Here is a 15,590-nt window from a genome sequence, read left to right as displayed (position 1 = left end):
GCCTGGGCGCGTCATCCATCCGAGGGGCGCGTCGGGGCTGCTGGGGCTCTGACAGGCGCGGGTGCGCCACGGTGACGGCATGCGCCGCTGGTCTCTGCCTCTGATCCTTGCCGCCCTGCTCGCGGCCTCCGGGTGTGTCACCGTCCACACCGCCCCGGCCCCGCCCGCCGGCACCCGCGCCGTGGTGCCCGAAGACCACAAACACCCGGCCGCGCCCCGGCCTGCCCGGTCGATACCGGGACAGCACTGCCGCTCTCCCCCCTGCCGTCTGCCGGCCCGGCCCGCCCTGCTCCTGAGCCAGGCGCCAGGTCCGGCCCCTACCGCCCTGCAGCCGTGGCCCGCGATGCATCCGGCGAAGCTCGACATGCCGGGCCCGCGCCCCGCCGGACGGCCGGGCCAGGACCGGCCCGGCCCCGTCGAGCCGCCCTGCCGAGGCCGGCCCCGCGCTCCGAAGCGAAGACCAAGCCCAAGACGAAGGCGAAGGCGCGGCCGAGCAGCCGCACGCCCGCACCGCACCGCCCGGTGCGACCCGCAGCCGGAGGCGGCGCGGACATGGCGGAGCTGTGCCGCGCGGCGCACGGCGTCACCAGCCCGGCCGTCACCGCGCTGTGCCACCAGACCTACGGCCGCTGAACCCTGGCGGGTCACCTGGCGAAGGAAATCGAACACATGTTTCACTTGAGGTGTGAGAGCACCGTTCCGCTTCCCCGATGACCTGCTCGCCCTCCAAAGTGCGTGGCAGCAGACCTACACGGATCTCGCGCAGGCGCCCGCCGGAGCCGGTACGACCACGCTGCGGCGCGGGCTGATCGACCTCTCCGGGCGCCTGTGCACCCATCCCTCCTGGGCGGGCCCCACCGGCTGGCGGGCCGGCGGCGTCGAGCTGCGCCGCGCTGCCCGCAACCACACTTCGGCCCCGACGGAACGGCAGGCAGCATGAGCGAGCAGACCATCACCAAGCCCCGCCCGCAGGTCGTACCGGTCACCTGGGCTTCCAGTCAGACCGGACCCTGCGCGCGGTGCCACCAGCAAACATGCCGCTACGGCCACGGTGGGAACCCCTTGTGCAAGCCGTGCCAGCAGGCCCGGCAGGAGCAGCTCGCCCGCACCTGACCGTGACCGACCCTGCACCACCGCCCGTGCCGATAACGCTGCTCCTGCCGGACGGACAGCAGATCGAGCGCGTACGGCTCTACGAACGCCAGCAGCTCGACAGCGGCTTGTGGATGTACCGCATCGGCGTGCCCATGTGGCAGACCGCCGTCGGCGGCGGCGTTGAGGCGGCCGAGTACGGGACGTGGGTGACCTCCGACCAGCTGCGCCCGATCCCCGGGGTGAGCCTGGACGGGATCCCGAAGACCCCAAGGCCCACCACTGCGGCAGCGTCCGCCAGCCGGTGGGCATGGCTCCTGGACGGCCGGACCCGCAGCCGGGCCGCCACCGTCCACGCCGAGGGCTGTCGGCTGGCCACCGACCACGCGGTAGCGGTGAAGACGATGGCGGCGCTCGATGCTCTCTCGCGGCCCGGCACGGCGGCGTGCACCGGGTGCGACGCCGCCGAGACCCTGCTGCCGATCCTCCGTCACGGCCAGGAGGACGTGTCCGACCCCGGCGACTGACCCAAAGCAGCAGGTCAATCAAACTGTCGGGGACCCGGTGTAGTCGTGCCGCCCGTAGCCGCGGCCGTCACCGTGCCAGTCCAGGAACAGAACCGAGTCAGCCAGGGCGCCGGGGCCAGCCCTGTGGCTGATCGTCGGCGTTCGGTAATGGCCGTCGTAGTTGGCGTTCGACGTGCTGTCCTCCAGCCGGCCCTCGATCGCGGTGAAGTCGCGTTCGACCACCACGGGGTCGGCACCCTCCCGAGATTGCTTGATCTGCAACCGCAGCTTGGCTCCGTCGAAGATCGTCGAGTCGTCAACCTCGCGGAACGCGGGGCCGTCCCACTTCGCTTCGGCGTAGGCGTACACGGTGCCTCCGGAGCGGGCCGCGCACGTCTTCACCGTGATCGTCCAGTTGTCCGGCCACGGCCCGTCATAGCTGCTGTCGTCAATGTCCTGCGTGCTACTCGCGCACTTGTAGGCCGGCGCGGCCGTGGCGGTGGACGCGGCCGGTGCCGCTACTGCCGCCACGGCCAGCGCGGCCGCCGCCGCGCGCTTGATGGTGTTCATGGCCAGTCAATGCCGGTACCGCAGGTGGCGACACGGCCGAGCTCCGAATCCGCCACCAAGGGGGGACGCACCCCCCAGGTGTCCAGTCCCGCGGGGTTATCCACAAGGCGGGCCTTATCCACAGGCCGGCTCGCCGGTCGCGATCAGGGTGGGACGATCATCCCCATTCCGACACGTAGGAGGGGATGTTGATGTCTACATCAGCACTGCTGAGGCTCGACACACTGCTGGACTCCGAGGACGCGGCCGCGGTGCTGGCGGCGGCCTGGGACGTCTTGAGCATGACCACCGGGTTGTGCGACAGCATCACGTTCGACGAAGACAGCGATGAGCTTCAGGCGATGATCGCCGCGCAGAAGTGCTCGGAGGGACGGGATCGCCTCCCGCTCCCGGAGACCGGCAGGCCGGTCACGGCTCCGCCGCCTGAGCCCGGCCCTGCGGGTCTCGCCCCGTACGTACGGCTCCTGGAACGCGTCAGCAGTTCGCTGACGCGTCTGTCGGCCGCTGAGACGGTAGACGAAGGGACCTCGCGCGCCCTGGGTCAGGTCAAGGATCTGGCGTCCGGCGCCGCCGTGGCACTGGCCGCAGTCCGGGGGCAGTGAGGTGGCGACACTCGGGGAGCTGTTCGACGTCGCGGTCGCCCGCCTCCAGGAGGTGGCGCAGACTCCACTCGCGTCCGTCGCAGCTGACGAGCGGGCCGCCCTGGCCGGCGAAGTCGACGGCTTGCTGGCACAGGTGCAGAAGGGTCTCGGTCCGCGGGCGTACACGCCTGCGCCGACGACCGAAGAGCGGGACCTGACCAGGGCGGAGCAAAACCTAGAGGACTGTCTGGGGCGTGCGCGGGAATCGCTGGGCACCGCTCGCCGATACCTGTCCCCGCAGCAGGGAGAGGGGGGGCCGGCTGCGGAACGGATCGCTTCCGCGACGCAGGCCATGGGCGCCGTGCGCGACACGATCAACAGCCATCTCGGCCCCGACCGTGCCCCGCTGACGCCGTACGCCTACCTTCTGCGGCATCAGAAGGCCTTCGACTATCTCGCCCGGCGGTACTCCGAGGTCGCCTGGGAGGCCGGACACGTCGTGCACCGGCTCGCCCAGGGCGCCGAACATCCCGGCGCAATCGACGCCTTCGAGCAGGCCAGAACCTCCCTCGACCATGCGTCCGTCTACGCACGGGCGTCGACCCGCGACGCCGATCACGACGTGGCCAGCTTCCCGGCCGCCCTTCCCGTGGAACCGGTCCAGGCTGCGCCAACGGATGCGACCAGTGCAGTGACGGCTCGCCTTGCCGAGGACAGTGAGCGGCTTTCGCGCGCCGCATACGGCGCTCTGCACGACCGCTCGGAGCAGCGGCTGAGCGGGTCGGACCTCAAGCAGATCTCCCGCTGGAACGCCATGGGTCGGCTGCTGGCGGGCCGGACACTGCTGCACGTCGCGCAGGACACGGCGGACGGCGCGGTCCGGGACAGCCTCAAGAACGCCGCCACGGCACTGAGGGAGTCCTCAAAGACCTGGAGGGCCGCCGCTGATGCCTGGGAAGACGTCGTGGACACCGGTGATCCGCGGGAACATCCCCGGCTCCCGCCACCGGGCTACGCCCAGGTCCAACAGGGCAGGGTCGTCCAGATGCCGTCGACCGACCCCCACCCCGCCGTGGTGATCTCCCGGACCAGTGCCGTACGCCTGGGCCAGCTGCTGTTCGGCCCCCAGTGGACTCCCGAGCAACCGCCGGGAGCGGCCCGGCCGGCCGCTGACATCGTCGCCGATGCCGGGGGCGAGGGGGCGCTTGCCGCCTCGGCGTACCGGCTCTCCGCCACCGGCTGGCAGATGGCCGCCGCCGCCCCGTGGGTCGTCCGGCGGGCAGAGACCGGCCTGGTGACCAACTCCGCCGACTACCGGCCCCCCAGCCTCGACAAGGACAGGCGCTTCTACCCCGCCCACCCCCGACAGGTCGAGTCACTGACTGGGGCCTATTCGGCGGTGATGGGCGCGGAACAGAAGGGCGCGGCCGCCCTCCTGGCCACCGCGCAGAGCGCGGGCACTCCCGTGCCACGGGCCATGCTCGACGCGGCCGCCCATCGGTCGATCGCCCAGGAACAGAAGTGGATCACCGCGAAACCGGTTCAGGCTCCGCAACGAGTCCTGCCCCGGGCGCATGTCCCGACCGACCTGGTGATCGGCCGCCGTCCGGGGATGCGCCGGTGAGGCAGCCGAAGCTGCTCTCGTGCGACGGGTTCAGCACTCCGATCCGCAACAATCACCTGGTGAGCACACCCATACACGCCCAACGGGGCGTCAGCAGCCTTATCCCGCAGAGCGCCACCGACCAGGCCATGGCCGCGCTCACGGGGCTGGAGACGGTGCCCGTGCACGTCGGGCTCCTCCAGGCGGCAACCCTGCTGCTGGAGGACGCCGCGCGCACTGCTGCCGACGAGTCGACGAAGGCCGCCATGGCCAAGACGGCAGGGATGCTGCGCTCCGCCATGTAGCTGGCGGCCGCGCCCTTGCGGGTGGCTGTGCCGGGCAAAAGCTGCCCGGCACAGCCGGCGGCCTAAGCCGATGCCCGGGGGGTGCGGGCCGCGGGCGCCGTGGGGGTGGCAACTCGCGGGGCCGGCGCGGCCACCCGCTGGGCTGGCCTGGCTGTCCCGGGCGGCAGGGTCACCGAGAGGCGGGCGGAGTGTTTCTCGGCCGCCTGCGCCAGGCCCTGCAGGGCCTGGACGTCTGCGGGGGCGAAGCGGGCTGACCTGACGGCAATCGCCACGAGCGCCTGTGCACGTTCGGCGACCACACCGTACGGGCCGACGGCAGGACCAGGCCCGGAGTCGTGCGGCGGGAGCTGTCGCCACGCGTCCCGGAAGGCCATCACCCTCATGTGACTGGAGCCAAGAGCCTCCTGCCCCATGGGGGTGTTGATCCACTTCTGGAAGCGGGCCGTGACCTCTTCGGCGGCCCGTACGGCGTCGTCGCGGGTGGCGTACGCCGTCGGGGTCCTCCGCTCGACGAGCCGCTGCATCGCCGGCTCGGCGGCGGCCGCGTTCTCGGCCACCGGCGGCGCAGGCGTGGAGGAGGCTTCGGCGGCCGCGACGGTGCTGTAGGTGATGGTGGCGTCGGAGAGCCTCAGCAGGGCGTCGGCGGTGGGAAGGTCTCCTGTGCCGGGGCGGAGGCGATTCGCGAGGGCCGCTGCGTGTACCGAGATCGCCTCGCAGGCCCGGATGGCCGCCGTCTTCCAGAAGCCCTGGAACCGCACGTCGGCGCGCAGGGTGTCCCAGTAGGCGCCGGCCTTCTCCTTCATCACGTCCCAGACGTGTCCAAGGGCGCCGCGGACGCTCTGGATTCGCTGCCACTCGGGGTGGCCTTGGAGACTCTCGGCGTGGGCGTCAGCCCCGGCCAAGGCGGTACCGACGGCTGCCTCCGCATCCGGAACGGCTGGTGCCACGACAGGCGTGGCAGGCGGCGCAGCAGGTGGAGCGGGCGGCGCGGGAGCAGCCGCGGGCGCTGGTGGTGTGGCGGGCGGCGCGGAGGCGGCCGCGGGCGCCGCCGGGTCCGGGCTGCCGGGCGCGCTGGCTACCGGCGCGGGCTCCGCCGCTGCTGGCGGCTCCACCCGCTGGCTCAGGACGGCCACGTCTGCGGCTACCGCGGCGCGGACCTCCGCAGCCGGGACAGGGAGGCCGAGCTCGTCCCAGGCGGCCAGTGCTTCTTCGAACTCCGGCCAGTCGACGCTGTCCGGGGGCTCGGGCAGGTCGTGACCGGCCTCACCGGGCGGTGCCGCCGCAGCGGCTGGCGGGGCGGGCTGAGGCAGGAAGGGCCGCATGTGCTCCGGGGCATCGGCTTCTGTCCACCAGGGCCTATTGGGTAGGTGGTCGCCTGGTCGCCTGCTGCCAAGGCCGTTCACCTGGTCCGCTGGTGTGGCCATCGTGGGTACCTCCATAGGGTCCTGCGCCGCAGGCGGCGCGTTCTGCGGGTCTGCGGTGCGGTGCGGCGGGTCGGAAACGGGATCAGGGTGATCCTGCTGTCCGGGATCGGGCTCGGCTTCCGGCCTTCTGCCGCGGGCGTCGCGGGCGGCGGATTCCAGTACGGCTTCGAGCACGGAGTCGTCGAGCGGGTCGTGAAGGCCGGGGGTCGGGGCGCCGTGCGGCTCCGCCTCCTCGACCGTCTCGACCACCGGGATTTCGGGCGCCACCGGTGCCTGGTCCAAGTCGACCTCGTGGGCCTGGTCGACGCCGGGGTCGCCGATCGGCTCCACATCGCCTGCCGGTTCGCCGGTGGACTCCCTGGGGCTCTCCTTCGGGCCTGCCTCGACCTGGGGTGCGGGGGCGTCCTGCGCCGTTTCGGCGGTCACGGTCGACTCCTCGGGCCCAGGTGGCGGGGCCTGCGGGCCAGGCTGCCCAGGCGCCGTCTCCTCGTCCGTTTCCGCCCGGTCGAGCTCGGCGGTGGGGGCGCCGAAGAGATCCAGCTGCATCTCCTCTGCGGCTGGCGCGGAGACCAGCGGTGGCGTCATCTCCCCTGGGGGAGTGGGCGCCGCGTCGGGCTCGGGGCCCTCGTTTGTCGTGACGGTCGGCGGGACCTCGATCCAGGCGCCATCCCGGAACTCGTACCCCGTCTGCCGCTTGGAGGCGTGCGCCCGCACCCAGGGCACGAGCTGCTCCGGGTCCTCGAATCGCCGCAGCCGCTTCGGCGTCACCCCGAGCGGCGCGTCGTTGAGCGCCACCGAATAGTGGGCCCGCCGATATTCGACGGAGGGGTAGAAAACGAGGTAGCTGGCGCCGGGCAGCGTGAGCTCGTAGCGGCCGTCCCCGTGGCCCTGGTAGGTGATGCTTTCGCCGTCGACGAAACCCCAGGAGAAGGTCCGCCGCCCGCCGTTCGTGGTGGGAGCCGATGACGGCTCGCCCTGGGCGGAAGCGGCGGCAGGCGCCTCGGGGGCGGGGGCAGCGGGGCGGCCGGCATCAGCCGGCCCCGGCTGCTCCTCGGCCGGGGCGGCAGTTTCAGGCGGACCGAACAGCCCGAGCTGCTGCTCGGTGCGGGGCGTCGCAGCAGGTGCCGCGAGACCCTCCGTGGTGTCGGTGGAGGGTACGGCCGTCTCTTCCTCCGACCCGGCAGCCACCGCCAGTCGGGAGCCAGCCGGCACGGCGACGATGTCTCGCGGGTGGAAGCGGCGGCTGCGGGCGCCCGTTTCGCTGCGACCGACGTAGTAGCCGTCCTGCTCGGGGCCCTCGGCCACGGTGATGTCGCCGAACAAAAGGTGCCGGTCTTCCGCGTAGCGGCGGGAGCCGATGCGCACGGTGTCGCCTTCGTGGAGTTCCACGGAGACGTCCGTGAAGGGCTGGTACCCCTGGGGGAGCTCTTCGGGACCGGCCGTGTCCCACCAGTCGGGCTCTGCGCGCTGGACCGCCACCGGGTCACCTGGGCCCTCCTCCTGCGGAGCGGCGGGTCCGGTCTCGTCGGAGTCGGCGACGGCCGGCCCATCGGCCGCTGCCGCGAGCTCGGCCGGTGGAGTCAGCGAGATCTGCTCCGGCTCGGCAGTGACCGCCGCCTCGGCGGGCGCCGTCGCCTCCTGGGCGAAGGCCTCGATGGTGGGCTGGACCTCCTCCAAGGTCATCTGGCCCTCGGGGATGCCCTCGGTATCTCCCAGTTCGGGCGCGGGGCCTTCTTCCCGGGCCGGGAAGCGCTCGGGCGGGGTCAGCCCGAACTCGTCGAACAGGTCGGTCGTTCCGTACCCGTCGCCGTCCGGCTCCGCGGCCTGCGCTGTCGGATCCTCGGTTCTGTCGTCAGCCGGTTCCCGTGACGCTGGTGGGCCGCTGTTATGCCCCGTCGCCGCGCGGTCACCGGAGCCGTCGATCGGTCCGGGGGTCGTGGCTTCGGGCGCAGCGGCGAGGGTCGTGGGTAGTTCGGGGGCGGGGGTCGTCTGGTCGTACGCGGCGAGGGCGGCCGCGACCTGGTCCACCTTGGCCTGGTGGGGTGCGCGCTGCTCGGCGCGTTCCTGAACAGCCTTCTGGCGGCTGTCCGGGGTGCGGTACCTCTCCGGATCGAGCATGGACTCGGTCAGCTCGGGGAGCTTGTCCCGCTCGGTGATCGCCCCGACGACGGCGTCCAGCAGCTCGACGCGGCGGCGGGCGTGCTCGATGGCCGGGCCATAGTCGACCGCGGCCTGCTGTGCGGTGAGCAGCGTGATCTCGGCGTCCAGGACCGGCATGCGCTCGCGGTCCATGAGCTGGTGGTCTTCTGCTTTCTCCAGCGCGGTCGCCAGGCGGCCGATGATCGTGCCGCCGAACCGCGGGTTGGCCAGGTCGCCGATGGAGCACTTGGATTCACTGTGCCGCAGGTCGGGGAAGCCGACGTGGGCACGGATCTCCGCCCCGCCGTCCAGGATCTCCGGCCGCACCGCGAAGTCGAGTCCGCCGAAGGTGCCAAGCTTCGTCCACGGCCCCATCCCAAGGGTGCTGTGGCCGCGCAGGGCGTCGGCCACAGCCTGCCGCAGGACGGGACCGGCCTCGCCGCGCTGATCGAAGTCGCGGCCTCCGATCCGGATGCGGAAGGCGCCGCCGCGGATGGTGGCGGTGACCTTCGGCAGGGCGGCGTCCCGGGCGGCGACGGCACGCCGAGTGCTGGAGAGTTCTGTCTCCTTGGCGAGGAGCAGTTCGGCCTGGCGGACGCGGTCGGCGGCCGCGTTGCGGCGGTCGGCCTCCAGGCCCTGGAGATGGATCTTGGCCTCCATGAACTGCTTCATGAAGGGGTTGCCGCCGATCTCGGCGGCCATCGTGGCGTAGTCCCAGTCGCTCGCGCCGATCTCTTCGACGGTGTCGTTGTCGTCGTCACCGACGCCGGGCGGGCGCTGGATGTCACGCAGGCCCTCCGCTTTCGAGGTGAGCAGTCCGACCTGCCAGGCGTCCATGCTGCCCTTGGTGGCCAGGAAGTAGATGTTCACCTCCTCATGCTGGTTGCCGGGGCGGATGACGCGACCATTGCGCTGGATCATGCTGGCCGGGGTCCAGTCCTGGTCCAGGTGCATCAGGGCGTAGGCCCGGTTCTGGCCGTTGAAGCCCGTGCCGAGGACCTCGGTGGAGCCCATGAGGACCGCGATGCCGCCGTTGTTGGCGGCCTCGGACATCGCGGCCTTCTTCTCCGGGGTCGCGTTGTCCTGCGCGAACTGGACCAGGTCGCGCGGGACGCCGCGGGCGGCGAGCAGGTCACGCAACTCGGCGTAGGCCTCGAAGCCGCCCTTGTTCTTGCTGCCGGGGGTGCCGCTGTTGCAGAAAACGAAGAACAGCCCGCCGGGAACCGGGTGCGGAGTGTCGTCGCGGCTGGAGACGGCGTAGGTGTGTTCCTTGTGGGCGTGGTAGCCGGCCGCGATGATGTCGGCCGCCGTCACCAGCTTGTTCGCCGCGGGCGCGTTGGCGTCCACCAGCCGGGGGTCCAGCGCGACCGCACGTCCCTCGCCGGAGACGGCCAGCATGTTGTCCTCCTCGCGGGTGACGTCGCCGGCGTGGATCGCCTGTCCTCTCGCCACCAGGGACTGGAGCCGGGAGCGCTGGTCGGCGGTCGGCTCCACCAGCACCAGTTCGGGGGCGCCGCCGGCGAGCTTCGGTCTTTCGATCCCGACTTCGTCGCCGGTCTTGGTGTCGGCGGCCAGCCCCCACATCGTCTTCATCGTGGACTTCGAAACGAACCGGGAGAACCGCTCCACGATCGTCAGTCCGCTGCCGTCCGGCGCCATCTCAATGCGCTGGACCTTCTGCCCGAAGGTCTCCGACCACAGGTCCGGGCCGTGCACCCCGAACTGGTCCAGCAGCCACGGCGCCGCCAGTTCGAGGACCGAATACTGTTCGAAGATGGAGTTCTCCATCGGCGTGCCGGTGCCGAGGGTGACGGTGGGGCGGCCCCCGTCGTACTCCGCCATCTGGTGGTGCCAGCTGAGCTTTTGGTGCAGGTCCACCGCGCGGACGCTCGCGGTCTCGCCACCGGCCTCCTTCGAACGGAAGCCGACAGCCGTGAAGCGGTGGGCTTCGTCGATGAGCGCATAGTCGAACCCGAGGTCGTCCCAGTACACCTCGCCCGGGGTGCGCATCGGCGCGTCGTTGCGCCGGATGCGGGCCTCCACCGTGGCCAGGCGCTGTTCCAGCTTCATCAGCGCGAACGCGTTGTGCGGCACCCCTCGCTCGCGCTCCAGCTGCTCCTTGAGCGACTCGATCTCGCGGAAGAGGTACAGCTCCTGCTGCTCGGGGCTCATCCGGACCGACTGGAACGCGCCCTCGGTGAAGATGACCAGGTCCGGGGTGTTCGAGCGCAGCCACTCCAGCACCGGGCGGCGGTTCTCTCCGGCAAGGTCTTCGGAGGTGATCAGGCGGATGTCGGCGTTGCGGTAAAGGAGCTTGGCCTCGTCCAGCCACTGCCGGGCCAGGTGCGGCTGGACGACCGCGAACGGCTTGGCGATCTGCCCGGAGGCCTTGAGAGCCTGCGAGCCCATCACCATCGTGGTGGTCTTGCCCAGGCCGACCTCGTGCGCGAGGACCACACCGCGCTCGAACTGCATCCGCGCGGCCCCCGATAGCTGCCAAGGGTGCGGGGTCCGCTCGGTGGTGAACCCGGCCAGGGTCGGGGCGAGGCCGTCGTAGCTGCGGACGACGTGCCCGTTCATCTGCCGGTTGTAGGCGTCGGTGAGCAGTGTGACGCGGGCGGTGCTGGCGGTGCAGTAGTCCTCGAACGCCGACCGCATGGCGTCGGCCTTGTAGCGCATCGCGCGGGTGGCGTCCTCGTCCACCCCGACGCCGTCCAGTTGGTTCACGACCATGGAGGCCCGCCCGAGCAGGGCCTTGGCGATGTGCACCGCCGAGCGTCGGTCGGTGCCCTTCAGCGCATTGATCGCGTCGGGCACCTTCCCGGCGGCCAGTGACCAGCCGTAGCGCTCGTTGTGGCTGACCTGGAGCGTCGGGTCGCCGAGGTACTCCCGCAGGAACCCCTGCACCAGAGGGGCGGGAAGCCAGTGCGCGCCGAGCTGGGCGGTGAACTGCCCCAGGGACTTCGGCGGCGGCTGTGCCGCTTCCAGCGCGGCGACGTTGACCGCGTACGTCGGGTCGGTGGCCGCGGCCTCGCGGGCCTGGTCCAGCTTCTGCCGTACCGGCCCGGACAGGTAGGCGCCGGCGTGCTCCAGTTTCCTGGTGACCGGGTTGTCGAAGACCTCGGTGCCCAGGCGGCGACGTGCCTCTTCGGGGGTGGTGCCCAGCAGCGAGGCGATCAGCGGCAGGTCCACGCCGCCTGTGGCGCCCATCACGGCCGTCAGCGCCGTCTTCGGGTCGTCGGTGGGCTCCAGGTCGCCGCGGCGGGCGCCCGGCCGCCGGGTCAGGACCTCGGAGAGCACCGCCCGGTCGTTCGCCCGGTCCCAGTGCTCCAGACCGAGCACGACGGCCGCGTGCGGATCCTGGCGGAACCAGCCCCAGCCCGTGGGGAGTCGCTCCTCGGCGTCCAGGACGACGCCGGCGTCGCGGGCGGCCGCCCGGGCCTCATCGGTCGGCTGCGCCAGCCGGGTCTGCCGGGGCCGCGACAGCGGCCCGTACGCCGTGGTGTATGCGGTGTGCAGCCGGGAGAGCCGGCCGCGTACCTCGCTCGCGCGGTCCGGGTCGCTGCCGGTGCGGTCCAGCTCCTGCAGCTCCCCGGCGACGTCGCGCATGGACAGCAGCATCCGCAGCTGTTCGGTGCCAGTGACGCCGTCCGCCGTGATGGCCCGCACCGGGTCCGCGCCGTTGACGTGCTGCCAGATCCGCGCCTGGTCATCGGTGTAGAGGCGGCCGGTGAAGTCCGTGGCGTGCTTGTCGCGGGCGGTCTGCAGCAGCAGCGGCGCGCGGTCGGGACCGTCCTCGTGCGGCGTGTAGCCCAGGTCGGCGGCGATCGCCGCGGTGGCGGCGGCCTCCATCCGCTCGCGCAGCAGCCGTGGAGCCGCGCCCGGGTCGCCTTGCACCGTCACCTTCGGCCCGAACTGGCCCATCTCGGATGTCAGGCGGCCCAGCACGTCTTCGGGGTGCTCGGTGAAGTAGGCGTTCACGTGCAGGCGGGCGCCGCCCAGCTCGCGCTCCGGCGCCTCGATCCACCCCTGATCGCCCGGCTCCTCGCCCTCGGCGCGGCGGCGGAAGACCAGCACGTCGACGACGACGTCGGTGTCGGCGGTCTCGCCGAAGGTGCCCGCCGGCAGCCGGTACGCACCCGCCAGGTCGCCCCAGCGGGCCATAGCCCGGCGGGCGGCGGTGTCCTCGCCGTCCAGCGTCCAGCGCGAGGTGATCACGGCCATGTAGCCGCCCGGCCGCAGCAGCGCGAGCTTCTTGATGATGAAGCCGTTGTGCAGGGTCTGCCCGTCCGCGCCGAAGCGCCGTTCGCCGAACGGGGTGTGGTGCGAGAACGGCACGTTCCCGATCACCGCGTCGAACGTCCCGGTGGGGGCATCGGTGTCGGCGAAGGACTCGGGCAGCACGTTGGCGTGCGGGTAGATCCGGGCGGCGATCGCCGCGGTGGTGGGGTCCAGCTCGACGCCGGTCAGCCGGGCGGCCTGTGGGGCCACCCCGAAGAACGCGCCGGAGCCGCAGCCGGCCTCCAGGACCTCCCCGCCGTCGAAGCCGTAGGCGGCCAGGCCCTGCCACATCGCCTCGGCAACGCCTTGCGGGGTGTAGTGGGCCGACAGCACGGCCCGGGACGCCGCCCGCCACTCGAAGGGGTCCAGCAGGTCCCTCAGCTCGCCGCGCACCCGGGAGTACGCCTCCCAGCGGGCGTGATCCGTCTCGAAGCTGCCCTCCCGTTCCCCGCCGGGCCGGTAGGTCGGCTCATCGGGGTCCGGCTCGTCCAGGAACACGGTCGGGACCGATCCCCAGCCCGACCAGCGGGCCAGGACGCGCTTCTCCTCCGCGGTGGCGCCGCGGCGGTCGCCCTCCAGCGTTCGCAGCACTTTGACGGCTTCGAGGTTCGCCTCGGCGCGGGCCAACGGGCCGCGCGGCAGGTCGGCCGGATCGGGGCGGAACCGTGCTACAGGTTCTCCAGCTCCCTGCGGATCGCCGCTAGCTCCGCCGCTTCCGGACCCATCGGCGCCGCCTGGTCGTCCGCGTCCTCCGGCGGCGGCAGCATCTCGCGCAGCACCTGCTCCCGCGCCGTCGCCGCGATCTGCCGCATCTGGCCGACCCGCGCCTGGTAGTCCGTCTCCGGCTCCAGGCTCTCCTCCAGGTCCTCCTCCGCCGCGGCGATCGCCTCGCCCATCTGCGCCCCCAGCGTCCGGAAGAACCGATCCGGGTCCTCCATCGCCGCCAGCTCCCGCGGCCGGAACTCCTCCCAGTGCCTGCGCAGCAGCGTCTCGTACTGGCTGTTCGTCGCCATCCGCCTCGCCTCCCTCGTGTTCGTCGACGGTACCGACCAGGGCTGCCATCTGCGCCGCCAGCCGGGATGGGTCCACTCCGCGCCGCTCGACGTCGCCGCCGGCGGCGCGCACCTGCTCGATCACCGCGTTGATGCCGATGAGCGCAGCGCCCATCGCCGGGATGCGCCGCTTGGCCGCCTCCCGCTCCCGCTTGGGCAGACCATCGTTGAGGGACTGCTCGCGCAGGTCCTCCGTGGTCCGCTCCGCGATCCGCGCCAGCTCCGCGAGCAGCCCTTCCTCGAAGGTGAACGGGTAGGACCGCATCACCTGGTTCGTGAGCGGGTTCAGCACCTTCGTCTGCGTCGGCAGCTGGTAGTCGGTGAGGATGTTCAGCACCCGATCGAACTCGCGGGAGAGCTCCGCCGGCCTGCGCCGCAGCCACGACACCAGCGGCTCATGGGAGCTGACCGGCAGCATCACCCCCCGCTCGCGGCCCCACGTACGCCGCGGCAGCGTCTCCGGGTCCTGGTCGTAGCGCTGCACCAGGGCGGCCATCGCCGCCGGCCCGGAGTCGAAGTCCCCGATGCTGCTGCGCTGGTCCCAGCCCGCCAGGGACCGGAACTTCCGCCCCTGGCGCTCCACGTAGCCGTAGGAGCGCTCCGAACCGTCGATCAGAACGCCGCGGCGGCCGCTGACGTCCCGGCCAAGGGTCGCGCGGGCGGCGCCCGGGTGCTGCTCCAGGCCCCGCCGGTACCACTCCGCTTCCACGGCTCGCAGGCGCTCTGCTCTTGCCTCCTTAACCGACTCGCTGTGCGAGTAGGCGGACTGCTCAGCGTGTCCCGCCACGAGCGACCCCAGGTCGGCGCTCTCGGCGATCAGGTCCTCCAGCGGCATCTCGCCCACCGGCGTCCGTTCACCGTAGGACCGCGCCCGCCGGGTGACCCGTTCCTCCTTGAGGGCCTTGCGGCGATCGGTGACCTGGTCGTGGAGCTCGTGGTCGGCCGGGAGGCGCGTCCACGTCGACCCGATCTGCTCGTACGCGCTCTCCACCGCCGCGTCGTCCAGGTCAGCCACCGCCGGACCCGCCAGGATGGTCCGGGCGATGCGGACGTGCTGCTCCACGGTCACTGCCGTCTTGCGGCGATCCAAAGTCCGGAAGTTCTCATCCGAGGAGTGGAACGGCGTCTTGTAGATCGTCGTCTGCCACCACTCGGCCTCGGCGGCCAAGTCCTCAGCGCTCATCTCGGTGACCGCCGTCGACGTCGCCACCCGCTCCAGCAGGCGCTCCCCGCGCTCCTGCCGCAGCGCCTTGTACCGCTGATCCGTCTCCACGCTGTACGCCCGCGACCGCTCCGTCGCGGCGGCGTCCTCCGCCGCCACCAGCTCCTCGTACGAGAGGCCGGTGAAGTCCTCGGGCTCCGGCGGCACGGTGGCGGGTGCTGCAGCGGCCGGCGGGTCCTGCTGTGCCGGAACGACCGGGGCCGCGACCGTTGTCGGCGCGGCGGCCAGGTCCTCCGGCGTCTGCCCGGGCCCCAGGATCACGACGTTGCGGTCCTGCCGGGAGAACGCCAGCAGCACTGCTGCGAGGTTGCGATCGCGGGTGCCCGGGTTCCATTTCCGGCCCGTCGCCCACCCCTGCCGCTGCCCCGACCAGTACAGGTTGCCGGCCTTCACTGCCCGCCGGTCGGCGTCGTCGTGTTTGTCGGTGCCGTACACCGTGGCGACGCCGTCCTCCTCCCACCGCACCCACACCCGGTCGCGGACGCCCGGGTCGGCCGCCGCCCGGTGGTGGCGCGCGGCCAGTACGGCGAACTGCGTCAGCCGCCTGTCCCCGATCCCGTCGCTGACCAGCCGCGTGTCACCGACCTGGCCCACCAATGCGTCGTTGTACCCCCGGCGGGCAGCGGAGGCGATTTCGGCGCCGCCCGGGCCGAACACGGTGACCGCACTGCCTTTGACGAGGGCGTGGTAGCCCGTCACCTCCTCCACTGACTGCGCCCCCTCGGGAAGCGCCAGCGGACCAGGTGAGGCGGCCGGATCATCCTGGGGCGTGTCCGCCGAGGTGGGGCGCTCGATGTGAATGGACACAAAGCCTC

The 15,590-nt window shown here is 72.2% G+C and carries 8 protein-coding genes; 6 read left to right on the top strand and 2 right to left on the bottom strand.

The annotated features are described in order from the left end of the window. Positions 1-685 precede the first annotated feature (685 nt). From ACWGE1_RS09195 to ACWGE1_RS09185, 3 genes are read left to right on the top strand one after another with little or no spacing between them, the layout of a single operon-like run. A complete protein-coding gene (locus ACWGE1_RS09195; RefSeq protein ID WP_453419886.1) occupies positions 686-940 on the top strand; it encodes a hypothetical protein in 255 nt (84 codons plus the stop codon). Next, positions 937-1,113: a hypothetical protein gene (locus ACWGE1_RS09190; protein WP_453419885.1), complete on the top strand. Its 177-nt coding sequence runs from the start codon at positions 937-939 to the stop codon at positions 1,111-1,113. Before ACWGE1_RS09195 ends, ACWGE1_RS09190 begins: the two co-directional genes overlap by 4 nt. A gap of 26 nt (positions 1,114-1,139) precedes the next feature. Beyond that, the gene (locus tag ACWGE1_RS09185) at positions 1,140-1,619 is read left to right on the top strand and encodes a DUF6233 domain-containing protein (protein WP_453419884.1); all 480 of its coding nucleotides are present in this window, start codon (positions 1,140-1,142) and stop codon (positions 1,617-1,619) included. Positions 1,620-1,637: 18 nt separating this feature from the next. On the opposite strand, the gene ACWGE1_RS09180 is transcribed toward ACWGE1_RS09185, so the two are convergent. After that, a complete protein-coding gene (locus ACWGE1_RS09180; RefSeq protein WP_453419883.1) occupies positions 1,638-2,168 on the bottom strand; it encodes a hypothetical protein in 531 nt (176 codons plus the stop codon). A gap of 191 nt (positions 2,169-2,359) precedes the next feature. Between ACWGE1_RS09180 and ACWGE1_RS09175 the strand changes: the two genes are divergently transcribed. The 3 genes from ACWGE1_RS09175 to ACWGE1_RS09165 are packed head-to-tail and all read left to right on the top strand — an operon-like array spanning position 2,360 to position 4,657. Continuing rightward, on the top strand, positions 2,360-2,770 hold the full coding sequence (locus ACWGE1_RS09175; RefSeq protein WP_453419882.1) for a hypothetical protein: 411 nt from the start codon (positions 2,360-2,362) through the stop codon (positions 2,768-2,770). A 1-nt stretch (position 2,771) separates the two neighbouring features. Continuing rightward, positions 2,772-4,373: a hypothetical protein gene (locus tag ACWGE1_RS09170; RefSeq protein WP_453419881.1), complete on the top strand. Its 1,602-nt coding sequence runs from the start codon at positions 2,772-2,774 to the stop codon at positions 4,371-4,373. A 59-nt stretch (positions 4,374-4,432) separates the two neighbouring features. Then, a complete protein-coding gene (locus tag ACWGE1_RS09165; protein WP_453419880.1) occupies positions 4,433-4,657 on the top strand; it encodes a hypothetical protein in 225 nt (74 codons plus the stop codon). 62 nt (positions 4,658-4,719) lie between these two features. Here ACWGE1_RS09165 and ACWGE1_RS09160 read toward each other — a convergent pair whose 3' ends face one another. After that, positions 4,720-15,582: a hypothetical protein gene (locus ACWGE1_RS09160; RefSeq protein ID WP_453419879.1), complete on the bottom strand. Its 10,863-nt coding sequence runs from the start codon at positions 15,580-15,582 to the stop codon at positions 4,720-4,722. Positions 15,583-15,590 lie beyond the last annotated feature (8 nt).

The sequence above is a fragment of the Streptomyces sp. NPDC054932 genome (genome assembly GCF_053610205.1).
This window is presented reverse-complemented; position numbering and strand designations above follow the sequence as displayed.

Excerpts from the sequence above, each read along its gene's own strand:
- ACWGE1_RS09175 (WP_453419882.1), top strand. The coding sequence starts at position 2,360 with ATGTCTACATCAGCACTGCTGAGGCTCGACACACTGCTGGACTCCGAG.
- ACWGE1_RS09180 (WP_453419883.1), bottom strand. The coding sequence starts at position 2,168 with ATGAACACCATCAAGCGCGCGGCGGCGGCCGCGCTGGCCGTGGCGGCA.
- ACWGE1_RS09190 (WP_453419885.1), top strand. The coding sequence starts at position 937 with ATGAGCGAGCAGACCATCACCAAGCCCCGCCCGCAGGTCGTACCGGTC.